This is a genomic window from Bacillus sp. V33-4 (assembly GCF_002860225.1).
GTDB classification, from domain to species: Bacteria; Bacillota; Bacilli; order Bacillales; family Cytobacillaceae; genus Bacillus_BJ; species Bacillus_BJ canaveralius.
Genome location: NZ_PGVC01000013.1, coordinates 45,060 through 68,096, shown reverse-complemented (window position 1 = coordinate 68,096; position 23,037 = coordinate 45,060). Strand labels below are relative to the sequence as shown.

Genomic DNA, 23,037 nt, shown 5'->3' with positions numbered 1-23,037 from the left:
CGGCTACGCCATTATCTGGATGAGAAGGGAAATAATTCTCCTACAAACATTTTACTCATACACAACATATTTGTTAAGAAAAAACGAGAAAATTTTTTTGATTTTCGACTGGGGCGATAACCAAATTCGTTAGAAGAATCGAGGATGATGCCCATTTTCATGTTTTGCAAAAGGACAAACAGGGAAACCTCTAAGTGTGTCCAGATAATTATTTAAAGGAGATGGATTGCTATGGGTAAGAAAATTGCATGTCTCGTGACAGATATGTTTGAGGACTCTGAATACACAGAACCGGCCAAATCGTTTAACGAGGCGGGCCATGAGGTCATAACAATCGAAAAGGAAAAAGGGGCAACAGTAAAAGGAAAACAGGGGCAAGCTTCGATTACGATTGATCAGGGAATTGATGACGTAAGCCCGGGCCAATTTGATGCTTTATTCCTGCCGGGCGGGTTTTCACCTGACCTGCTGCGGGCTGATGAGCGTTTTGTTACTTTTGCAAAAGCATTTATGGATGACAAGAAACCGGTTTTTGCGATTTGCCATGGACCGCAGTTGTTAATTACGGCAAAAGTATTGGAAGGCAGAAAAGCAACCGGTTATAAATCAATAAAAGTTGATATGGAGTATGCAGGAGCAGAATATCACGATGTTGAGGTAGTAGTTTGCGGCAACCAGCTCGTAACGAGTCGTGATCCTGATGATATTCCCGCATTCAACCGGGAATCACTGAAACTGCTTTAAATAAACTTACCTAAATAATGGATAAATTCTTCTCCCATTCCAATGGAGAAGGATTTTTTGATATTGGCAGATTTCAGAGGTAATATAAAAAGGACCCCGTCATAGTATATGGGGGAGAGTGTTGAAAGGCGGCTAAAGAATGATTAATTTAAGGTCACAAAGAGAAATAGAGAAAATGAAACAAGCCGGTGTTGTTCTGGCATCTTGCCATCAAGAGCTTGCCAACCTGATTCGCCCTGGGATTTCAAGCTGGGACATTGACCAGTTTGTAGAAGCATTTTTGCAAAAGCATGGAGCAACCTCGGAGCAGAAGGGTTATAAAGGATATGAGTATGCGACATGTTCGAGTATCAATGATGAGGTTTGCCATGGATTTCCCCGAAAACAGCCGTTGAAAACTGGAGATATTGTCACTGTGGATATGGTTGTTAGTTTAAATGGTGCACTTGCAGACTCAGCCTGGACATTTCCTGTCGGAAACATCGATGAGGAAACGGAACGGCTTTTAACAATAACAAAGAATGCTCTTTATATAGGAATAGAAGCTGCGCAAACAGGCAATCGAATCGGGGATATCGGACATGCGATTCAAACATATGTAGAAGCTGAAGGATTTTCGGTAGTAAGGGACTTTATCGGACATGGGATAGGTGATGTGATCCACGAAAAACCGGATGTTCCTCATTTTGGGCTTCCCGGGAAAGGACCGCGGATAAAAGAAGGCATGGTGTTCACGATCGAACCGATGGTCAACGCTGGCAGTTACGATACGAAAATGGATTCAAATGGCTGGACAGCCCGAACTGCGGATGGCAAATACTCAGCTCAATATGAACATACAATTGCGATTACAAACAACGGCCCGATCATCTTAACTGATCAGGATCAAATGTCGATTTATCCCTCCGGGGTGTAATTTTTATACTTTATAGGGAAAAATCCGCTGCCTGGGCCAGGTGAGCGGATTTTTTTACGGTTTACACTTGCTTTCGAAGATTTCCGAGTTCTTCTGCAATAGCTTGCATTTCGTTCGGGCTGAAGCTATTTTTTTTCATCACTAATTCATAAATTTCCTTTAATTCTTCGTACATTTCTTCGTCAAAGTGGGAAGGCTTTATAGCCGCAAAATTTAAAACTTTCAACTTTTCCTTAATTTTTTCAATCATATACTCAACGTTTTCAACCGTCTTTTCGGAAAGATCCACTGTCCGTTTCATCCTCTCAACATTGGTCTTTTCATCTTTTCATGTCCTTTTAAAATTGTCAATTCAAATTCCATAACAAGGCAAACCTGTCGCCTGTTAAAAATCGTGCACAATCAATGTTATACAATAATTCTCTTGCATGAACAAAGAAGGATGGTGGAAAATGAATGTAGGGGAGAAATAATCGAATCAAGTCAGACATAATGGTGAAAACGGTTTTGTTTGATGGGAAAAGGGGAAGCATTAAAGCAAAATAAGCCTGTTTCCTTTTCGAAACAGTGAATGTGTGTTCTTTCATTGGGGCAGGAGAGCTTGAGTATAATTCCAGATTTAAATCATACTTTAAAGGAGAGGATCATATGACAGACTCAAACAGGTTCTGGAAAGGAATGCTATATGGTGCCCTTGCAGGCGGAGCGATCAGCTTGTTTAACAGGCGAACGAGAAACGCGCTTATGTCTGACTGCCGCAGTGCAATTGGCGGTGTCGCAAACATGGTTACACATCCAGGTGCAGCCGCCAGTCAAATTAGGGAGGTAACATCAAGACTTCGTTCAACCGTGGAAGAAATCAGTAATGACGTTGCCTTTATCGGCGCGAAGGTGGAAGAAATGCGCGAAATTACCCCACAGGTAGCAGGCATCGTCAGGGAAACAAAAGAAGCGTTCTCTGGAGGTAATAAAAATCTGCAGGATGGAGCGGCTGCAACGGCCGTTGTTGTTGCCGATGAAAACAGTATAACCAGACAAGTTCCAATTCATTAAGAGAAAAATGAGGTGGGGAATGAGAGTGTCACACAATTCTTTGTTCAAGCATTTGTGGATAAAAATCGGGGAGGATGATGTGTCAGGGTTTTCTGCCCAGCTCGCCTATTTTTTTCTGCTCTCATTGTTTCCCCTCCTAATTTTCTTGGTGACGCTCCTTCCCTATTTGCCTTTAAGCAGGGAAGATTTACTTGGTTTTGTTCGTGATTTCGCCCCGGGCAACACGATGGCGCTTATTGAAAGGAATATTAGCGAAATCATGAATAGAAATGGCAGGCTCCTTTCTTTTGGGGTTATTGCGACGCTTTGGTCTGCTTCCAACGGGCTAAATGCAATTGTAAAGGCATTGAATCGCGCTTATGATGTTGAAGAAACCCGTTCGTATATTGCAGCTAGAGCGATGGCGATCTTTTTGACGATCGCGATGATGATCGTCTTTATTGTCGCGTTGCTTCTTCCTGTTTTCGGCAAGGAAATCGGACTGTTTTTATTTTCAGAACTCGGATTGTCCCGCGAATTTTTGGCTGTCTGGAACACGTTGCGATGGGGAGTCAGCACGCTGATTTTATTTATCGTGTTTACGGTTCTTTATTGGCTAGCACCCGCCAAAAAAATAAAGTGTGTATCAGCAGTCCCGGGCGCTGTTTTTGCTGTGATCGGCTGGATTTTAGCTTCGTCGGCTTTTTCGTACTATGTTGGGAATTTCGGCAACTTTTCATCAACCTACGGCAGCATAGGCGCGATTATTGTCTTAATGATCTGGTTTTATCTGTCAGGATTTATCATCATGGTTGGCGGACAAATCAATGCTTACTACAGCAAGCGAAATGAAGGTTGTTAAAGCTCAGCTCAGTAACTGGGCGGGGCAAGTGACAAGAAGGTGGATGCTTTATGATTCAACATTTTGGCACGAAAAAAGGCTGGTTCAGCATACCAGCCTTTTTATTTTCAAGATTTTAACAGCCTTAAGCTATTCAAGATGACCAGAATCGTGCTGCCTTCATGGCCGATTACGCCATAGGGAAGGTCGAGGAGCTGTAAAAAGTTAGAAGCTATTAACAGCATAATAACTGTAATTGAAAAGACGATATTTTGTTTGACGATTGTATTCATTCGTCTCGAAAGCTCGATCGCTTCTGAAATGCGGGGCAGATCGTTCTTCATCAATACAACATCCGCTGTTTCAAGTGCTACATCGGTCCCTTCACCCATCGCAATTCCGACGTTGGCTGTTGCCATAGCGGGCGCATCGTTTATGCCGTCGCCAACCATGGCAACATTGCCGAATCTCTTTTTCAGCTTTTTCAGCTCTTCTACCTTAGTCTCGGGAAGACAGTCGGCAATATACTCATCGACATGGCTTTCTGCCGCAATCGCGACAGCTGTTTTTTCACTGTCCCCGGTCAGCATAATTGTGTAAACTCCGCCTTCTTTCAGGCTGTCGATCGCTGCTTTTGTCTCGGCCCTGACGACATCCTTTAAGGCAAAGGCAGCGACAATTTCTTCGCCGGCTTGAAGAAATACAATCGTTTTCCCCTCACTTGCAAGGTTGCGGGCTGCACCATCAGCAAAGCTGTCGGCCGCTGCATTTCCAACAAAGTCTCGTTTTCCAACCTTCCATTCTGTAGTTCCGATGGAAGCTTTTACACCCCAACCGGCTACATCCTCAAAACTTTCCGGCTCAATCCACGCATCTTTATGATATATTCCGGCATATGCGACAATCGATTGTGCGAGGGGGTGGTTAGAGTGTTTTTCAATTGATCCGGCAATCTTCATGGCTTCCTCTCTGCCGAATCCTTTTTTGACAATAACATCTGTCACCTCAGGCTTTCCTTTCGTCAAGGTGCCGGTTTTATCAAAGGCAATTGCTTTTAAATGGCTGAGGTTTTCAAGATGGACGCCGCCTTTGAAAAGAATGCCATGCCGCGCGCCGTTCGAAATCGCCGATAATGTAGCCGGCATGATCGATGCCACCAATGCGCAAGGAGAGGCTACAACAAGTAAAATCATCGCCCGGTAAAAAGTTTCATTCCAGCTCCATCCAAGCAAGAAATGAGGGAGTATCATCATTAAGACAACGACAGCAAGGACGACCTTTACGTACGTACCTTCAAAGCGTTCGATAAATAACTGCGAAGGTGATTTTTCACTTTGCGCCGATTGAACGAGCTGGATAATTTTTTGGAAGAGCGTTTCATTGCTGGGCTTCGTAATTTCTACCGTGATCGACCCATTTAAATTAACGGTCCCGGCAAAAACTTCATGACCGGGCGTTTTCGTGACAGGAATCGATTCACCGGTAATCGCTGCTTCGTCGATCGTTGTTTGTCCTTTGTGGATTCTTCCGTCGGACGGAATTCGTTCACCCGGCTTGACTAAAATGTGATCGCCGACGCTCAATAAGGAGACATGGACTTTTTCCTCTCTGCCATTAGAGATTCTTAATGCTTCTTCGGGCTGCAGTTCCATTAAAGCAGAAATTTCGTTTTGGGTCTTATTTAGTGTATAAGTTTCAAGAGCGCCACTTACGGCAAAAATGAAAATTAAGATTGCCCCTTCAGCCCAGTAGCCGATGATCGCTGATCCAACAGCCGCAAAAATCATCAGCATTTCCACGTTCATTTCTTTATTCTCAATCGTATCTTCAATGCCTTCCTTGGCCTTTGCAAATCCACCGATAATAAAAGCAAGCAAATAGATAACTGCCGAGGAGCTCCCGTTATCCAGCCGTTCCAGCAGCCAGCCAGCACCAATCAAAAATCCGCTAAAAATCGCGGCTATTAATTCGGCATGGGGCTTTATTTTTGTTAATATGCTCTCCTGCTTCACCTCGTATTTTTCACTGCTTAAAGCTCGTGCGTCCGGATTCATCATTTCTCACACTCCTGAGTTCTAATTGAGAAAAATAATCACAATCAATTGCCCTATAAAACGACGAAAGCTGCCATCTTCATGATGACAGCAGTAAAGCTCAAGGTTAAATCGAATTATTCTTTTGTTAAAATTATTTAAATCTATAGTATCATACGGAGCATGAAGCTGAAAAGTATAAAGTTTAAAATAACCGCATCGACCCAATCCAATTTTTAAAATTAATATTAAACATGTATTGTTTTCTCAATAGATTTGGCAGGGCGAAAAACAGCAAGCCCGATAAATATAAAAAGAAGCATAAAACTGATTACATAGAAGAAACTTGAGCCGGGCAAATATTTGATCGCCAGTCCGCCAATGAAAGGTCCAGAAATACTCCCAAAGCTGAAGAAAATTCCGCATAAAAGGTTTCCGGCCGGCAGCAGCTCTTTTGGCAGCAGATCGGCCATATAGCTGATACCGAGAGAGAAAGTTGATCCGAGCAACATACCCGCTATAAAGAAACAGATAAACAGACCAGTCATAGATTGTTCCAGCATTCCGGCCGCACTAAAGCTAATAAATCCGGATATCATCACAAAAAGCAAAACATTTCTTCTGCTGTATTTGTCACTTAAGATGCCGAGCGGCAGCTGGAAGACGATTCCGCCGACTGCAAAAGCGGGCAGGAGAATCGATACAGCACTCAACTCAATCCCGGATCTTAATGCATAGACGGGGAAGTTCCCGTTAAGCGAAGCCTCTAAAAACCCATATCCAAAGGTCGGGAGAAAAGCTACCCAGGCATATTTCCATACTTGGCCAAATCGCGTAAATGTCCCCAAAAAAGAGGTGGTTCCGATTGTCTGATCTGGCAGTTCATTTTTAAGCAGCCAGACCGTCAGCCAGGCAGCAAAGCTTATCAGTGCTGCAATGATAAACGGGAGCGATTCATTGACCTCAATTAATCTTGTCATCAATGGCCCGGCAGCAAAGCCGAGCCCAAAAAAAAGACCGTACAAAGATATATTTCTTCCCCGCTCTTTTTCGGGCGAAAATGAAGTGATCCATGTTTGGGTGCTAAAGTGAAGCATATGATCACCTATACCAACAAGCAGCCGAAGAATAAACCAGAACCAGAAGGATTTCCAGACAGGAAACAATGCAAGTGAAAGCGCAACAGCCAGGCCTCCGATGAGAATGAGCGGCTTGTAGCCATATTTTCTTAGCGGGCTTTCCATTAATGGCGAGGCAAGCAGAATCCCGATATAGAGGGCGGTTGCATGGAATCCGTTCAAGGAAGATGACATTCCGTCCCGTTCAAAAATAATCGCGACCAGCGGAAGCAGCATTCCCTGAGAAAAGCCTGAAATAGCGACTATACCAATTAAAATCCAGAAACGCAGCGTTATATTATTTTTCATTATGTTATTCTCCAAAGTAAGAATCAGTTCCTTAAGAAATGTTAACGGGAAAAAGCGTTCTTTGCAACAAAATAAAATGAGTCGGGAATGCGCCTTTCTTTTCGGCAATAAAAAAATAGGGTACTCTCTTAATAGAAAAAGCTTTTATCATCGAAACGGGGTGTCAAGGATGGAGTTTAAAATGAAAGAATCGGGCTTTTATAGTGAATTTGCTTTTGGAAGGCTGGATGTTTCCGGAAATGAGCAGCATGGTTTCCGCCCCTTCCAGTTGATGGTTTCCTCCCTGGCGGTATGCAGCGGAGGCGTTTTGCGCAGTATTTTAGAAAAAATGCGCATTCAAGTAGAGGATATAACAATTGATGCAGATGTACGCAGAAATGAGCAGGAAGCGAATAAAATCGAAGCAGTTCATCTGCACTTTCGAATTTCCGGCAAAGATTTAATTGCAGAAAAAATTGAAAAAGCAATGAAGTTAACTGAAAAAAATTGTTCAATGGTTCAATCTGTCAAAGGCAGTATTCAGATCACCGAAACTTTCGAATTAATAGACAACCATTAATCACAAACAAGACTCCGGGCAGGTTATGTCCAGAGTCTTGCTTTTTTCAAATGTATCATAATTGTAATTTGAGGTTCTAATATTTAAGAGTAACTCAATCGCTCGATTGTCAGTAAGCATCACCAACCTTCATTTGTTATCGTGTACTAGTGACATTTAACAGCTTCAGGTGTTTTTGCCTCCTTTTTTTAAAATAAGCGAATGATGACTACCCTCCTTTTGTTATATTAAGTTCATTATAAGCTTTTGTGATAAGTTTGTAAATATTCTGATTATTAAAATATGATTACATTTGATAAAAGAGATTTAAAAATAAATATGGATAATATATTCCCACTCCGAAAAAACTAACACCATAACTTAGTTAATGGAGGAATAGTTGAAAGGAGTCGACATCATGAAGAAATACTTATCCATTTTGTTCATTTTTCTCATTTCGATATCGGTCTTTTTACCCGCTGCATTGGCGGAGAAAGAAAAAGAAAAGGCCGTGCAGCCCCAGCAAAGTAAATACGTTATACCGGGTGCCGTTATGAACATAACAAAGGAAAACACGTACCCAAATCCGGCACAGGACATGCCTTTCTTGCAGCCGAGTGAACTGACTGAGAAACTGATTGATTCCACAAAAATCAAAATTGAAAATCCCGAGCTAGTCCGAATTCTCAACGAAACTACGATTAACAGTACTCCTTTCGCAGTCGGTTATCGTGCAGTCATTTACCTTGGCCATTGGCCGCTGAATTACGAATCCACGGAAACGGCCCCAAACTGGGAGTACCAAAAGATCAATACGAACTACTTCGATAACCGGGGCGGGAATACCCCGTATCAAATGCACTACGTTCAGGAAGCCCAAAAGGTCGTGAAAGGCGGGTTAACAGCAAAAGTGCCCAATGCTGAAGAAGTGAAGGAAATGATGCTTGTCAAGGCAACGAAAAAAACCAATTTACCGCTTTCGTTTGAAACAATTGTCGGGGCAGCGACGAAAAAGGACCAAATTTACAACATCCCTGCCAACCGGCTTGGTTATTTGTATGCCCATGCTTCGGCAGTCAATGAAAAAGGGAAGGTTACTTACGGGGAAGTTTATATCATGCTCAAAGGCAATAAAAAGACGCTCGTAGTAAAGAATATTGTCTCACAGGGCATAGGTGCATGGATACCTGTTCAAGATCATGTCTCATTCAGTTTTGTCGCTTCTGAAAAACCGCGTTAAACAAATGTAATAGATATGGACAAGAGAAAGTGCCCTGGCGCACTTTCTCTTTTTCAGTTTATAACCTCTGTAAACGGGGAAATAAACTGATAACTGACGATAAAGGAGGAAATATCATGGCGCAAAACACGATGGATACTGAAAAAAACAGCAAGCTGTTAAAAGGAATCATTCTCGGAGGAATTATCGGAGGAGCTGTTGCGTTAATGGACTCCCCAACTAGAAACAAAGTAAAAGGTACGGTAAGCGGTTTAAAGGACTCTTCGATGCAAATGTACGAGGAAGTGAAGCAAAATCCAGGTGAAGTGAAGGACCAAATGATCAATCAATTCAAACATGCTTCCAATACATTAAAAGAAGCGATTCGCGATGCTCAGAGTTTATATGAAAAGGTGAACGAAGATGTTTTCAGCCGTGTCGGTGAAGTCAAGGAGATTTCCAATGATGCAATGTCAACGGCCAAACAAGCGAAGAGTGAATTAATGGGAATTGGCAGCAAGGTAGTGGAAGCCGGTTCAGAAATAATTGAAAATCCGGTTAATGCTGCAAATTCTGGATCCAACAATAACATGAGAAACAGCTCTTCCAATAGCAACAGTGGCATGAGTAATTCGAGCAATACTGGCAGCAGCAGTACCAGCAGCACAAGTACCAATGTTGGTTCTGGCAACCAAAAAAGCCATACCTCGCCACAAGGAGCAGGTAATACAAAAATAGTTCCACCGGGCAAAAATAATTAATGGACAGGCCCAAAAAGCAGCGATCACAGGATTGCTGCTTTTTAATTTGGAGAATGCCATGAAAAAAGTTCCGTGCAGCGAAATTAACATATCACCCAGTATTTATCTTGTTTTAGGCCAGATGGGACCGGGTATTTACCTTTAACTGTCACTTTCTTGAAGATGGAGGAATTAGCGATGATGAATAACACAGATAAGTTTTTTATAACCCGCAGCAAACGGGCATCAATCGATAGAGAAACAGCAAAAGGCCGCACAGGGATGGTTGCCTCTGCACATCATCTTGCAACAGATATTGGAGAAAAAATTTTAGAATCCGGAGGAAACGCGGTCGATGCGGCTGTTGCTATCCAATTTGCTTTGAATGTGGTCGAGCCAATGATGACCGGGATTGGCGGGAGCGGATTCATGATGGTCCATCATCGCGATTCAAATGAAACAAAAATTTTTGACGGACATACAAGAGCTCCAAAGGCGGCTCATCCCCGGATGTTCCTTGACGACAACGGGGAAGTCATTCCATTTAAGAAGAGATCAACGCATGGGACAGCGGTCGGAATACCGGGCATACTAAAAGCGATGGATGCGGCCCTGTCGGCGTATGGTACGAAACCTTTAACCGAACTGATCGAACCATCCATCGAACTGGCCGAAAAGGGAGTTGAAATCAACTGGGTGTTTAAGGATGCGCTTGAGCATTTCCATTATCGGTTAGGAAAGCATGCCAAGAACTTTTACCTTCCTGACGGTAAAAACCGCAAGGAAGGCGAAAAGTTAATGAAAAAAGAGCTTGCCCACACATTTCGAGTCTTGCAGGACAAGGGGATCGCCGCCTTTTATGAAGGTGAGATCGGGGAAGCAATCATCACTGCCTTAAAAGAATCGGGCGGATTCATGGAACTCGATGACTTGAAAAATTATCAAATCACGATCGATGAACCAATGTGGGGAGAATATAAAGGATATAAGATCGCCTCATCAAGCCCGCCAAGTGCCGGGGGATTGATGGTCATCCAGATATTAAAACTGCTTGAAAGCTTTCAATTGGAGCAGTACGATCCGCGTTCATGGGAGAAATATTATTTGCTTGCTGAAGCAATGCGGATCGGGTTTTCCGACAAAGTTACTTATTTTGGTGATCCGGAATTTGTTGATATGCCGGTAAAAGGTCTGATCGATGACAGATATATTGAAGAGCGGAAAAAGCTGATTAATTTTGAACGAAGAAACGACGCCATCGATTTTGGCAACCCATGGAAATATGACAAACCCGGGAATCATCATTATGTCAGCCAGCCTGATGATATCGAAAAAAGCGAAACCACCCATTTTACGGTAACGGATCAATGGGGAAATATTGTTGCCTGTACTTCTACAGTTGAACATCCATTTGGATCGGGAATCATGGTACCGGGTTATGGATTTGTACTCAATAATGAATTAACTGACTTCGATACAGAACCAGGCGGACTTAATGAAGTGGAGCCCGGAAAGCGTCCGGTCAGCTGCAAAAGCCCGACGATTATTTTTAAGGATGGCTTACCTTTCTTGACGCTTGGATCACCGGGAGGACCAACGATCATCGGATCTGTATTCCAAACGATTATTAACGTGATCGATTTTAACATGGATTTAAAGGAAGCGATTGAAGAACCGCGCATCATGGTGACAAACGGTCCGTTGATTGAGTGGGAAAAAGGAATCAGCATGGAAAGCAAAGGGACTCTAGAATCGATGGGCTTTGAATTTGCTGATGACCCCCATGTGATTGGCAATGTCCAAGCAATCCAATTTGATCAGAAAACCGGAACCTTATATGGTGTTGCAGATTCCAGCCGCGAAGGAAAAGCAACCGGCTTGAATTAACAGTCCAGTCCTCACATTTCGATTCCTGAAAATTTTCCGTTGCAGAAATGCCGTATGTTTTGTAGGATGGAAACGGTGATGAAAGGAGAGATTGTATTGGGCAGCCCAATTGATGATAAAAATCAGCAGATTGCTTTTTTGAAACAGCGTTTAAATATGTTTATTGAAGTCCTTGATGCGATTGATCCCGGCGAGGCCGATATTGAAGATATCGACCGCCTGCTTGCCATCATGGAAGAACTGGAATCAAAGTGCCGGGAATTTAAAAACCGCGAAATTGGTTCTGAGCAAAGATAAGCTGAAAACCCCTTGCCCGAGATTGGCAAGGGGTTTCACTTTAAATAATGTTGGACTTTCGTTTTGAAAAATCAATGTTAGGATAATAGCTGTTTTTAATAAGAACATTAGGCCCGAGACATTTTACAGCTGGACAATGGCAGCTTAACTGCGAAGCAAGGTCGGATTTTAGCCAGTTGTTGTAGGCATCCACCAAGCTGTCTTCTTTTATGTTGCCAAGTGGAGGAGTGTCGCCAAAATCCGTGACAATCACATCACCTGTAAAAATGTTGACGTTTAATCGTGAACGTCCGTCGGGATCATTTCGGACAGTTACTTTTTCTTCTTTGTAAAGCCTTGTTAACAGTTTTAAATCTTCTGTGTTACTGCTGCAAGCATAAAAAGGAAGTGTCCCGAATAACATCCAAACCTGTTTATCACGGAAATCGAGCAATTGATGGATGGCATTCCGTACTTCGTCTAAAGATAAAACCTCCAAAGATGAGGCGAAATCTGAAGGGTACATTGGGTGCACCTCATGCCTCTGGCACTTCATTTCTTCGACAATCTGGCGATGAATTTTTTCAAGATGAGGCAAGGTTCGTTTATTAAGCATCGTTTCGGCAGAGACAATCACGCCTGATTCAGCTAAAGCGCGGCTATTATCAATCATTCTTTGAAAAAGAGCTTCTCTCTGCTGCACCGTCGGTTTTCTGTCCATCATCGCAAATCCGCCTTCAACAAAATCAACAACGGTTCCCCAGTTATGCGAAATATGTAGTACATCCAAGTAAGGCGCGATTTGTTCATAGCGGCTTAATTCAATCGTTAAATTTGAATTGATTTGTGTACGGACGCCTCGTTCGTGAGCATATTTTAGGAGCGGCAGCACATAGTTTTCGACCGACTTTTTTGATAGCATCGGCTCACCGCCGGTAATGCTTAGCGAACGCAGTGCAGGAATTTCGTCCAGCCTTTTTAAAAGCAGGCTGATTGGAAATCCGTTCGGATCTTTTGGCTGAAGCGTATAGCCGACCGCACAGTGCTCACAGCGCATATTGCATAACACTGTTGTGGTGAATTCAATATTGGATAATACTTGTTTTCCATGCTCCTCAACATCCATATAAGCTTCCCATGGATCAAAGAGCGGCGATATCTGTCGCTTTTCGGTTATCATTTGTCATTCTCCTCGCATAACTGCAATCCTTAGTCATTATTGAGTTAAGATGATTAGATGTCAATAGTTTTACATTAATGCGGGATTAAATCACATGGACGAGAAACTAAGGTATGCAGCACAAATTCCGACATTCGAGCTGCTCTTTCGCAAAATAATGATCGGTTTGGGAGAATTACGAGTGGATCTTGAGATTTACGAGCGGATCTTGAGATTTACGAGCGGAACTCGAGATTTATGAGCGGTACTTGAGATTTACGAGCGATTCCCAAATTTTATGAGCGAACCATCGATGATGAGAATTTCCTAATCAGAAGCAAACAAGCTGAAATCGCTTGCAGTCAATATCTTTAAATTGCCAGTTGATAGGAGTATAATGAAAAAGAAATTAAGTTGTCAAAATTCGAATTATTTCTGGTATGGGGAGCAAAGGGAAGGGGAATGGACATGAACATTGCAACGTTTCAAGAAAGTATGTACAAGCTGATCGTCGAGACATCGACAAAGCTTCCGAAGGATGTAAGACGCGCAATAAAAGCGGCAAAAGAACGGGAAAATGCGGGAACAAGATCGGCAATGAGCCTCGATACCATCGCCAATAACATTAAAATGGCCGATGACAATGTATCTCCGATTTGCCAGGATACCGGCTTGCCGACATTTAAAATAAAGACACCGGTTGGTGCCAACCAAATCGAAATGAAAAAAGCAATCCAGGCAGCAATCGCTCTCGCCACAAAGGACGGTAAATTAAGACCCAATTCAGTTGATTCCTTAACAGGGGATAATAGCGGCGATAATCTTGGTGCTGGCACCCCTGTGATTAAGTTTGAGCAATGGGAAAAAGATTATATCGATGCCCGCCTGATTTTAAAGGGCGGCGGCTGTGAAAATAAAAACATTCAATACAGTCTGCCATGCGAACTGGATGGCTTAGGGCGTGCCGGCCGGGATTTGGACGGAATCCGAAAATGCATTCTACATTCCGTTTACCAGGCGCAGGGCCAGGGCTGCAGCGCTGGATTCATCGGTGTTGGCATTGGCGGAGACCGCTCATCAGGCTATGATCTTGCCAAGGAACAATTATTTCGGTCCAATGATGACGTAAACCCAATTCCAGAGCTTCAGCAATTGGAAGAGTACATTCTGGAAAATGCCAATAAGCTAGGAATCGGTACGATGGGCTTTGGTGGCGAAACGACGCTTCTCGGTTGTAAAGTAGGTGTCATTAATCGGATACCAGCAAGCTTCTTTGTGTCAGTCGCTTATAACTGTTGGGCGTTCCGTCGTCTTGGCGTGTTGATTAATCCAGAAACCGGGGGCATTAATGAGTGGATGTACCAGGAAGGTGATTTAATCGACTTCGCGGAACAGCAGGCTGCGAGCGAAATTGCCGCGGCGTCCGAAGCTGCAAACGAAGTAATCACACTTGAAGCTCCGCTTACGGAAGAAAAAGTAAGACAGCTTAAGGTTGGCGATGTTGTCCGCATTAACGGAATGATGTACACCGGCCGCGATGCGATCCACAAGTATTTGATCGACCACGAAGCACCACGGGATTTAAATGGACAGATTATTTATCATTGCGGACCAGTTATGCTCAAAGATGATGAAGGTAAGTGGCATGTCAAAGCAGCCGGTCCGACAACGAGTATCCGCGAGGAGCCGTATCAGGGAGACATCATGAAAAAGTTCGGAATTCGTGCCGTGATTGGCAAGGGCGGAATGGGACCAAAAACGCTGGCCGCACTCAAAGAGCATGGAGGCGTTTATCTGAATGCAATTGGAGGCGCCGCCCAGTATTATGCCGACTGCATCAAGTCTGTTGAAGGGGTCGATCTAATGGAATTTGGCATCCCTGAAGCGATGTGGCACTTGAAGGTAGAAGGGTTTACTGCAGTGGTCACTATGGATTCCCATGGAAACAGTCTGCATGAAGACGTCGATAAGTCTTCACTTGAAAAGCTTACACAGTTTAAAGAGCCTGTTTTTTTGTAAAAACGATCCAAGAGGATGGCGCAAGTTGCTGTCCTCTTTTACTTTTGAAAAAAAACGGCAGTTTCCTAAACAAGCGTAAGTCTGAATGTTTTTTTTCGAAAAACAAACACTAAGGAAAACATTTGCGGAGGCTGAAAATGAAAACCAGTTTAAGAACAATTTTGATTCTGACACTCCTGCCATTGATGTTTCAAAATAGTGCAGCTGCCGAGACGGCGAACTCACCGATTCACTGGGGAATCAAAAGGGCTGCAAACGAGGTTCCGGCAGAAGCAGGCAAGCCACTCGATCAGCTGCTGGAAAGGTATGATGCTTTTTATAAAGGCGATCCCAGCAAAAAGGATATTTACCTGACTTTTGATAATGGCTATGAAAATGGCTACACGGGCCAGATTTTGGATGTATTGAAAAAAGAAAACGTACCCTCTGCCTTTTTTATAACCGGACATTATTTGAAAACCGCCCCCGACCTGGTGAAGCGCATGAGCGATGAAGGACATACGATTGGCAATCATTCTTGGCATCATCCTGATTTAACGAAGGTGAGCGACGAACGGCTCAAGGAAGAGCTTGAGACAGTAAGAAGCGCAACAGCAGAGCTGACCGGAAAAAAGCAAATGGTCTATTTGCGTCCGCCACGCGGTATTTTCAGTGAGCGGACACTCGCGCTCGCCAAACAGGAAGGCTATACACATGTTTTTTGGTCACTGGCGTTTGTTGATTGGCAAACAAACCGGCAAAAAGGGTCAGACTATGCCTACAATAATATTATGAAACAAATTCATCCTGGAGCGGTGTTGCTGTTACATACTGTGTCAAAGGATAATGCCGATGCTTTGGAAAGCGTGATAAGGGACTTGAAAAAACGCGGATATACATTTAAAAGCCTTGATGATTTAAGAATGGAAATGGTGATACAAGAAAGGATGCTTTACTAACTAAAGAACCCGATATTTTGAAACTCGCCTCAGCACCGGCGAGTTTCATTTTTTTATGAGCCTGACACGATATCGCTCATAAAAAATGCTATAATACGGGGAAACTGATAAAGGACGGATGGTTATGGAAACGTTGAAGATTGCAGGCCCGTATAATTTTGACCTTGTGCTGGACAGGCTATCGCTTGATCCATTAAATGCAGTTAACAAAGATAAGCGTGCGATCAAAGTCCCGATGGTGATAGAGCGCGAGCCAATTGTCGCAGACGTAACTGCTAGAGGCACGGTTGATGAACCTGAGTTTCATATCTCGGGCTTCGAGGATCACCATAAAGCACAAGCCATAGCGAGATTGTCTGCAATCTTTCAATGGAATACTGCTTTGAAGCAGGTTCATGAGCATTTTTTGGAAACGCGACTGAAGGATTTGTTTATGACCCACTACGGAACACCGCTTGTGCTAGATTTTGATCCATATAGCTGCTTGCTAAAATGCATAGTCCATCAACAATTGAATCTTTCTTTTGCACATACACTTACAGAACGCATGGTCAAAACCTTTGGATTTGAAAAAGACGGAGTCTGGTTTTATCCTGAGCCCGACAGGTTGGCGGCTCTCGAGACGGAGGATCTCAGAACTTTGCAATTCAGCGGTCGCAAAGCGGAATATGTGATCGGAATTGCCCGGGAAATTGTCGAAGGCAGGCTCGATTTTTCTGAAATTGAAAAGTTGCCAGATGAGGAGATTATGGCAAAGCTGATTAAGCTTCGTGGCGTCGGACCATGGACCGTGCAAAATTTCCTGCTGTTTGGACTTGGCAGGCCAAATCATTTCCCGACAGCCGACATTGGCATCCAAAACGCATTGAAAATATTGTTTGGTCTCGACCGAAAACCAACTCTTGAAGAAATGGAAGAGTATAAAATCGGCTGGGATCCTTATTTAAGCTATGCTTCGCTTTATTTATGGAGGAGCATTGAATAGTACTGGAGTTGTACATCATGAAAAATGAACAAACCGTTAAAATAAAACTGAATCAAACTTTTCCGCTGACGATTAAACGGCTCGGAATTAATGGAGAAGGCGTCGGATACTTCAAGAAACAAGTAGTATTTGTACCGGGCGCTCTCCCGGGAGAAGAAGTCGTAGTTGAGGCAACCAAGGTTCATCCGACGTTTGCTGAAGCGCGAATCAAGAAAATCCGTAAAAAGTCGGAGTACAGAGTTAAACCGGTCTGTCCCATTTACGAACAATGCGGAGGCTGCCAGCTTCAGCATTTGCACTATGACCAGCAATTAAAGGGAAAACGTGATATCGTTGTTCAATCCCTTGAACGATATACAAAACTGAAAGTTGACGAGCTTGATATTAGAGAAACGATCGGTATGGATGATCCATGGAATTACCGGAATAAAAGCCAGTTCCAGGTCGGGGAACGCGATGGCAAAGTACTTGCAGGACTGTACGGCTTAAACTCACACAAGCTAATCAATATCGAGCAGTGCGCCGTTCAGCATCCGCAAACGAACAACGCGACAGAAATCGTCAAAGGTGTCCTGCAGGATTTGAAAATCCCGATATATAATGAAAGAACCCGAAAAGGCGTCGTCCGGACAATTGTAGCCAGAGTCGGAGTGCAAACCGCTGAATTGCAGATCGTGCTCATTACCGCAACGGCCGAGATCCCCAAAAAAGATCTTGTCATCCAGGAAATTCTCAAACGGCTGCCAGATGTAAAATCGATTGTCCAGAACATCAATGGTGAAAAAACCTCGGTGATCTTCGGCAATAAAACCGAAACCTTGGCTGGCAAGGACTTCATCCAGGAAACGTTGGGAGAGCTGTCATTCGAACTGTCAGCCCGTACCTTCTTCCAACTTAATCCCGAACAAACAGTCATTCTCTATAATGAAGTGAAAACAGCGGCAGCCCTCACCGGCAAGGAAAAAATCGTTGATGCATACTGCGGAGTTGGAACAATCGGACTGTGGCTCGCGGATGGAGCGGCAGAAATCAGGGGAATGGATGTCGTCCCGGAATCGATTGAAGACGCGAAGAAGAATGCAAAGCGACATGGAGTGAACCAAGCCACTTATGTGACAGGCAAAGCAGAAGACCTCCTGCCAAAATGGCTGAAACAAGGCTGGAAACCCGATATCATCATCGTCGACCCACCACGCACCGGCTGTGACCGTCAATTTTTGCAGACAGTATTGAAAATAAAGCCGAAGAAATTAATCTATGTTTCATGCAATCCTTCTACGCTTGCCAAGGATATTGATTTCTTGGGCCAGGAATATAAAGTTGAGTACATTCAGCCTGTGGATATGTTTCCGCAGACGGCGCATGTGGAGTGCTGTACACTGCTCGTACGAAAAAATTAATAAGAAATGTTGTGAGAGCAACAGGCCCTGTTCAAATACTGGTAGGACATTAGTTTTATTTAGGATTAGTTAGGGTGAACCGTATCAAAAGTGATGTAAACAGCAAAAAGGGAATGACCAATTTGCGCGCATTCGCGGGTTTATGCTCAACTGTCCAAAAACAAGGAAAAAATCTACTTGCTTCAATAGTATTAGTTGATTGTGGTCAGTTTTCTTTCAACTGACCTAAGTAGTTACAAAAATCTTTAATGTGTTAAATTTTGTTGTATGTGAGAAATGATATAATAGAAGCAAAAGAATACGATGATACGGAGGTACTTATAAATGAAATGGAATGAAGTACGTAAACAATTTCCAAATCGTTGTGTCTTGGTTGAATCGCTAAAAGCTAAAACTGAAAATAAAGAAAGAATAATTGAAGAAATGTCCGTTATTAATGACTTTGATAATGGAAATACTGCTTGGAAAGTTTATAAAAAGTTACATGAAGAAGACCAATCACGAGAATTATACATTTTTCACACAAATAATGAAGAGATAAAAGTAATTGAGCAACCATATATAGGAATTCGAAGGAAAATATGAAAATCCAAATGATTGATCATTTACCTATTGTTTCTATAGAAATTGGCTACCATGGAAAAAAAATATTTGAACATGTGTTGCTAGATACGGGAAGTGCTTCAACGATTTTAGATACGGATATGTGTGAAGAAATAGGATTGTTGCTTGATTTGGAACATGCAGTTACACGCAAGATGTATGGGATTGGTGGAACAGAAATCTGTATCGAACAAAAAGTGGCGAGTATTTTCTTAGGCAATGTTCATTTATCAAATTTTAATGTGCAACTTGGTGATGTTAAAGATATGCATGGTTTTGATGCGATCATTGGTAATGACTTCTTTACGGCAAATAAATCGATTATTGATTTCAATCAAATGGAAGTTCGAAATAGCTAGAGTAAGGTAAAAATTGCATTGCTATATCTGCGACCAGCATACAGCCCGCGTTAAGTGTTCACTAATGGTACGTAATAAAATAAGAGTTGCGTAGTTAGTAACAGGTCCTATTTTAAATACAGATAGGGCTATTTTTATTGGCTTAATAATTTTAAACGAATCAATTAATAAATAAACAATCACATTTCAGAATTTTATAAAAACTATTGAAATTAACGTTAACGTCAATTGTATAATGGTTAATGCAGGGGGTGGGGAGGAAGCTGAAGACAATCACACAAGTAGCTGCACAGTTCGGGGTGTCAGCAAGGACGATCCGCTATTACGAGGAGTTGGGCCTCCTCAGTTCACAGCGCACGGAAGGCAACCATCGCGTCTATTCCAAAAAGGAACGTGCGAAGTTGAAGCTGATTTTTAGGGGGAAAAGGTATGGCTTTTCCCTGGAGGAGATCAAAGAGATGGTCTTGCTGTTTGACTATGACCGTACGGGGAAGGCACAGCTGGAGAGGACCATCCGTTATGGGGATCAGCGGCTTCAGGAAATCGATATGAAAATGGCCGAGCTGACAGAGATGAAAACAGAGTTATTGCAGTTGAGGGAAGAGTTTTCTAAAAGATTGAGTAAGCTGGAGGAGGAGAGCGATGAATAGTTCTACTTTATTGTTGCGCAATGCCCGTAAGTACCCTAAGACGGAAGCGATCATCAGCCCACAGGGAAATTACACGTATGCAGAGCTTAATGAACAGGTTAATCAGTTGGCATATGCCCTAACAGCGGAGGGAATCGGGCAGGGAGACCGCGTATGCCTATATATGCCGAATACACCTGAGTTTGTCATCAGTTATTTTGCTGTACAGAGAATCGGTGCGATTGTCGTTCCGGTCAACGCCAAATTCGCGCTGGATGAAGTTCAGTTTGTCATCAACCATTCCGGAGCGAAATGCCTGATTGCCCATGCCATGATCTTCCCTGTCATCGAGGCGATCACGCAGGTCGATGTAAAAATCAAAACAGGAGAGCAGATAGGTGACTGGCGGAGCATGGAAGCGTTGATGAAAAATGCTCCTCGTGCTGAAATCAAATGTACTCTTAAAGAAGAAGATCTTTCCACAATTTTATATACATCCGGGACTACTGGCGATCCGAAGGGGGTTCTATTTAGCTACTGCAATATCCTCACAGTCGCCCAAATGATTGCCGTCGAATTGGAAGTGAAGCCGGAGAGCAGGCTGCTTCTCATGATGCCGCTGACCCATTCCGCACCGCTTCATCTGTTTTTGATGGCAGGCATGGTGGTCGGTTCCACGCATGTCCTGACGCCAACATTTACACCGGAGTTATTTTTGAAAACGGTTTCAGAATCGAAGCCTACCCATTTCTTCGGAGCGCCTGTTGCCTATTTACTGACGGCTGGGTACCCGGATATCGGTAAATACGATCTGTCCTCGATGAAATGGTGGGTGTATGGCGGTGCGCCATTATCGGCCGAACAGGTCGATCTTGTTTCGAAAGCCTTTCAGACAGACAGGCTAACCTCTGTTTACGGATTGACGGAAGCGGGGCCGAGCGGTTCGATTTTGCATCCGGAAGAGCATGGCGAGAAGACCGGGAGTATCGGCAAACGGGCGCCGCTTCATACGGAGCTGCGCATCGTCGATGAAAACGGCAATGATGTCGCGGTTGGGGAGGTCGGTGAAATCGTTCTGTCCGGTGAAGGAAATATGGTGGGCTATTATAAAAACGATGAACTAACCAAGGCTACATTTTTCGGGGAATGGCTCAGGACTGGAGATCTCGCCCGCCGGGATGAAGATGGCTATCTATGGATTGTCGACCGCAAAAAAGATGTCATCATTTCAGGCGGTGTGAACATCTATCCAAAAGAAATCGAGGATGCGATTGTCAAATTCTCCGGCATCCGTGAAGTGGCCGTGATTGGTGTGCCACATCCGGAATGGGGAGAAACGGTCACCGCTTTTTTTGCCGCTGCCGATCCGATTCATGCCGAAGAATTAAAGCTGTTCTTAAGCAAGTATCTTGCCAAATTCAAAATTCCGCGCGAATTTGAGCAGGTAGAAATGCTGCCGAGGAATGCCTCCGGAAAAATACTGAAGACAGCCTTAAAAAATAAGGTGGTGCAGCAATGAAAGTATTAAAAGAGCCGGTGGCAAAGAGTCTATACGCCGATAATTTTTTCGCAGGGGATGAAACGCTTCTGAAAATCCTTAAGCAGCATCTGCCAGCAGAGTTTTATGAGTATGCTGTCGGGCATTTGACACAATACGGGCAAAAATGCGCGAATGAAATCGATCTGCGGGCGAAACACACCGACCGTGAAGGCCAGCCGGTGCTCAATCGCTATGACAAATACGGCGAAGAAGTGTCGGAAGTATGGGTGAATGAAGGCTATGAGAAAACAGCAGTCGAGTCATACGGAACTGGCATGGTCGGGTATGTTCATAAGGAGATCCCTGAGCTCGGCGAGAAAGGCAATTATGTATATAGCTATGCATTAGGTTATCTTGTATCCCAGACGGACCCCGGCTTCTATTGTCCGGTCACCCTGACGATGGCAACAGCCTATCTGCTCGATCACTATGCAAGTGACGAGTTAAAGAAAAGATTTTTGCCGCATGTTTGTGCAACAGGCGATGACGAGTTATATGAAGGGGCAACCTTTCTGACCGAACGGCAGGGAGGCTCCGATGTCGGCGCCAATGTTGTCAAGGCAGTGAAGGACGGTGAGGATTACCGGCTGTACGGGGAAAAGTACTTTGCTTCGAATGCCGGCCGGTGCGGTGTGGCGATGGTGCTGGCCAGACGGGAAGGTGCCCCGGAAGGAACGAAGGGCTTGACACTGTTTGCTGTCCCTTGGAAGGGTGAAGACGGAAAACTGAATGGGCTCCGCATCCGGCGCCTTAAAGATAAGCTTGGCGTGCGGGCTGTTCCGTCCGGTGAAGTGGAGTTCGACGGGGCGAAGGCCTATGTTGTCGGCGACGAGACGAGGGGATTCTATTACATGATGGAGGCACTGAATCTATCAAGAATCTGCAACGCGGTCGCATCCATCGGCATCATGAAACGGGCCTATCACGAGGCAAAACAGTATGCCAGTGCCCGTCATGCATTTGGAAACAGCCTGCTGAAATACCCAATGGTCAAACAGACCCTATCGAAGCTGCAGGCCAAGCTGCAGGTTGAAGTTGCCGCTGTATTTGACTTGATCGCACTTTATGACAAGGTGACATCCGGTACGGCAAGTGACGCTGAAGTGTTGCTACATCGCCTGTACATCGCGATATTGAAAAAGGAAACAGCGGAAACGGCGATTCATTTCGCCCATGAATCGATAGAAATGCATGGCGGAAACGGCTATATCGAGGATTTCGTCACGCCAAGGCTTTTGCGCGATGCCCAAGTACTGACCGTGTGGGAAGGCACCGCCAATATTTTGGCCCATGAGCTGATCCGCCTCGTCAATAAGTTTTCTGTCCACAAACTGTTTATCGATGTGATGCACGGCCGCCTGGGCACCATCAAGCAAACGGAGCTCGTTATATTTGCAGAGGAAAAGCTGCATGAAATTGCCGGCGAGCTCGGGGTGTATGCGGCATCCGACCGCGTTACCCAGGAACTGGGGGCGAAACCGCTCATGCAAAAGCTTGCTTATCTGTATGAAATGGTTGTCGCACTTGAATGGGCCGACAAATATGGAAGCCCCTACACAGCCATCGCCGAAGTATATGCAGAAACCACCTGGAACACAGCTCCGTTTGGCAGGATACCGAAGGCAGTGGTTCTGGCGGATGAAATCATTTAAACAGCTTGGAGTTTTTCCAAGATGTAATTTCCATAGCAGAGTTTCTTATTAACCGCTGCTGATTAATATTTTTCCACTTTCCAAAAAGTTTTGCTCATTT

General features: G+C 43.9%; 23 protein-coding genes. 19 read left to right on the top strand and 4 right to left on the bottom strand.

Going from position 1 to position 23,037, the window contains the following annotated elements; all coding sequences use genetic code 11:
* The first annotated feature begins 231 nt into the window (after window positions 1-231).
* Window positions 232-744, top strand: coding sequence for a type 1 glutamine amidotransferase domain-containing protein (locus CVD23_RS05640; protein WP_101578266.1), 513 nt, complete (start codon window positions 232-234; stop codon window positions 742-744).
* A 139-nt stretch (window positions 745-883) separates the two neighbouring features.
* Window positions 884-1,660 (top strand): type I methionyl aminopeptidase, encoded by a 777-nt coding sequence (map, locus tag CVD23_RS05635; protein WP_101665427.1) that lies wholly within the window; start codon window positions 884-886, stop codon window positions 1,658-1,660.
* Between the two features lie 61 nt (window positions 1,661-1,721).
* Here the strand turns inward: map and CVD23_RS05630 are convergent, their stop codons facing one another.
* Window positions 1,722-1,949 carry a DUF1128 domain-containing protein gene (locus CVD23_RS05630; protein WP_101578264.1) on the bottom strand — a complete coding sequence of 76 codons (228 nt, stop codon included), beginning with the start codon at window positions 1,947-1,949 and terminating at the stop codon, window positions 1,722-1,724.
* 359 nt (window positions 1,950-2,308) lie between these two features.
* Here CVD23_RS05630 and CVD23_RS05625 point away from each other — a divergent pair, with 359 nt between their 5' ends.
* Together CVD23_RS05625 and CVD23_RS05620 are read left to right on the top strand one after the other, a co-directional pair.
* Window positions 2,309-2,713: a YtxH domain-containing protein gene (locus CVD23_RS05625; protein ID WP_180955558.1), complete on the top strand. Its 405-nt coding sequence runs from the start codon at window positions 2,309-2,311 to the stop codon at window positions 2,711-2,713.
* A 19-nt stretch (window positions 2,714-2,732) separates the two neighbouring features.
* Entirely contained in the window at window positions 2,733-3,554 is an 822-nt protein-coding gene (locus CVD23_RS05620; RefSeq protein ID WP_101665426.1) for a YihY/virulence factor BrkB family protein, read from the top strand.
* A 107-nt stretch (window positions 3,555-3,661) separates the two neighbouring features.
* Here the strand turns inward: CVD23_RS05620 and CVD23_RS05615 are convergent, their stop codons facing one another.
* On the bottom strand, window positions 3,662-5,587 hold the full coding sequence (locus CVD23_RS05615; RefSeq protein ID WP_101665430.1) for a heavy metal translocating P-type ATPase: 1,926 nt from the start codon (window positions 5,585-5,587) through the stop codon (window positions 3,662-3,664).
* Between the two features lie 227 nt (window positions 5,588-5,814).
* On the bottom strand, window positions 5,815-6,993 hold the full coding sequence (locus tag CVD23_RS05610) for an MFS transporter (RefSeq protein ID WP_101665425.1): 1,179 nt from the start codon (window positions 6,991-6,993) through the stop codon (window positions 5,815-5,817).
* Between the two features lie 169 nt (window positions 6,994-7,162).
* On the opposite strand from CVD23_RS05610, the gene CVD23_RS05605 reads away from it, so the two are divergent.
* The 5 genes from CVD23_RS05605 to CVD23_RS05585 all read left to right on the top strand — a co-directional run bounded on the left by CVD23_RS05605 (window position 7,163) and on the right by CVD23_RS05585 (window position 11,674).
* Complete coding sequence (locus CVD23_RS05605) at window positions 7,163-7,552, top strand: OsmC family protein (RefSeq protein WP_101665424.1); 390 nt, start codon at window positions 7,163-7,165, stop codon at window positions 7,550-7,552.
* A 397-nt stretch (window positions 7,553-7,949) separates the two neighbouring features.
* The gene (locus CVD23_RS05600) at window positions 7,950-8,771 is read left to right on the top strand and encodes a YfkD famly protein (RefSeq protein WP_101665423.1); all 822 of its coding nucleotides are present in this window, start codon (window positions 7,950-7,952) and stop codon (window positions 8,769-8,771) included.
* 116 nt (window positions 8,772-8,887) lie between these two features.
* Window positions 8,888-9,511 carry a YtxH domain-containing protein gene (locus CVD23_RS05595; RefSeq protein WP_180955556.1) on the top strand — a complete coding sequence of 208 codons (624 nt, stop codon included), beginning with the start codon at window positions 8,888-8,890 and terminating at the stop codon, window positions 9,509-9,511.
* A 177-nt stretch (window positions 9,512-9,688) separates the two neighbouring features.
* Window positions 9,689-11,377 carry a gamma-glutamyltransferase gene (ggt, locus tag CVD23_RS05590; protein WP_257988034.1) on the top strand — a complete coding sequence of 563 codons (1,689 nt, stop codon included), beginning with the start codon at window positions 9,689-9,691 and terminating at the stop codon, window positions 11,375-11,377.
* Window positions 11,378-11,473: 96 nt separating this feature from the next.
* The gene (locus CVD23_RS05585) at window positions 11,474-11,674 is read left to right on the top strand and encodes an SE1561 family protein (protein WP_101578258.1); all 201 of its coding nucleotides are present in this window, start codon (window positions 11,474-11,476) and stop codon (window positions 11,672-11,674) included.
* Window positions 11,675-11,714: 40 nt separating this feature from the next.
* On the opposite strand, the gene yfkAB is transcribed toward CVD23_RS05585, so the two are convergent.
* A complete protein-coding gene (gene yfkAB / locus CVD23_RS05580; protein WP_101665422.1) occupies window positions 11,715-12,833 on the bottom strand; it encodes a radical SAM/CxCxxxxC motif protein YfkAB in 1,119 nt (372 codons plus the stop codon).
* Between the two features lie 94 nt (window positions 12,834-12,927).
* On the opposite strand from yfkAB, the gene CVD23_RS21835 reads away from it, so the two are divergent.
* The 10 genes from CVD23_RS21835 (at window position 12,928) to CVD23_RS05535 (ending at window position 22,937) form a co-directional block, all read left to right on the top strand.
* Window positions 12,928-13,074 (top strand): hypothetical protein, encoded by a 147-nt coding sequence (locus tag CVD23_RS21835; RefSeq protein WP_180955554.1) that lies wholly within the window; start codon window positions 12,928-12,930, stop codon window positions 13,072-13,074.
* 206 nt (window positions 13,075-13,280) lie between these two features.
* The gene (locus CVD23_RS05575; protein ID WP_101665421.1) at window positions 13,281-14,831 is read left to right on the top strand and encodes a fumarate hydratase; all 1,551 of its coding nucleotides are present in this window, start codon (window positions 13,281-13,283) and stop codon (window positions 14,829-14,831) included.
* 185 nt (window positions 14,832-15,016) lie between these two features.
* A complete protein-coding gene (gene pdaA / locus CVD23_RS05570; protein WP_374702617.1) occupies window positions 15,017-15,769 on the top strand; it encodes a delta-lactam-biosynthetic de-N-acetylase in 753 nt (250 codons plus the stop codon).
* 118 nt (window positions 15,770-15,887) lie between these two features.
* Entirely contained in the window at window positions 15,888-16,754 is an 867-nt protein-coding gene (locus CVD23_RS05565; RefSeq protein ID WP_180955552.1) for a DNA-3-methyladenine glycosylase family protein, read from the top strand.
* 17 nt (window positions 16,755-16,771) lie between these two features.
* Entirely contained in the window at window positions 16,772-18,154 is a 1,383-nt protein-coding gene (gene rlmD, locus CVD23_RS05560) for a 23S rRNA (uracil(1939)-C(5))-methyltransferase RlmD (protein WP_101665418.1), read from the top strand.
* A gap of 324 nt (window positions 18,155-18,478) precedes the next feature.
* Window positions 18,479-18,739 carry a hypothetical protein gene (locus CVD23_RS05555; protein WP_101665417.1) on the top strand — a complete coding sequence of 87 codons (261 nt, stop codon included), beginning with the start codon at window positions 18,479-18,481 and terminating at the stop codon, window positions 18,737-18,739.
* On the top strand, window positions 18,736-19,116 hold the full coding sequence (locus CVD23_RS05550) for a retropepsin-like aspartic protease (RefSeq protein WP_101665416.1): 381 nt from the start codon (window positions 18,736-18,738) through the stop codon (window positions 19,114-19,116). Before CVD23_RS05555 ends, CVD23_RS05550 begins: the two co-directional genes overlap by 4 nt.
* 251 nt (window positions 19,117-19,367) lie before the next feature.
* Window positions 19,368-19,766, top strand: a complete 399-nt coding sequence (locus CVD23_RS05545; RefSeq protein WP_257988028.1) for a MerR family transcriptional regulator — start codon at window positions 19,368-19,370, stop codon at window positions 19,764-19,766.
* Entirely contained in the window at window positions 19,759-21,264 is a 1,506-nt protein-coding gene (locus CVD23_RS05540) for a class I adenylate-forming enzyme family protein (protein WP_101665414.1), read from the top strand. The genes CVD23_RS05545 and CVD23_RS05540 overlap by 8 nt, the downstream gene beginning before the upstream one ends.
* Window positions 21,261-22,937, top strand: a complete 1,677-nt coding sequence (locus CVD23_RS05535; RefSeq protein ID WP_101665413.1) for an acyl-CoA dehydrogenase family protein — start codon at window positions 21,261-21,263, stop codon at window positions 22,935-22,937. The genes CVD23_RS05540 and CVD23_RS05535 overlap by 4 nt, the downstream gene beginning before the upstream one ends.
* Window positions 22,938-23,037: the final 100 nt, after the last annotated feature.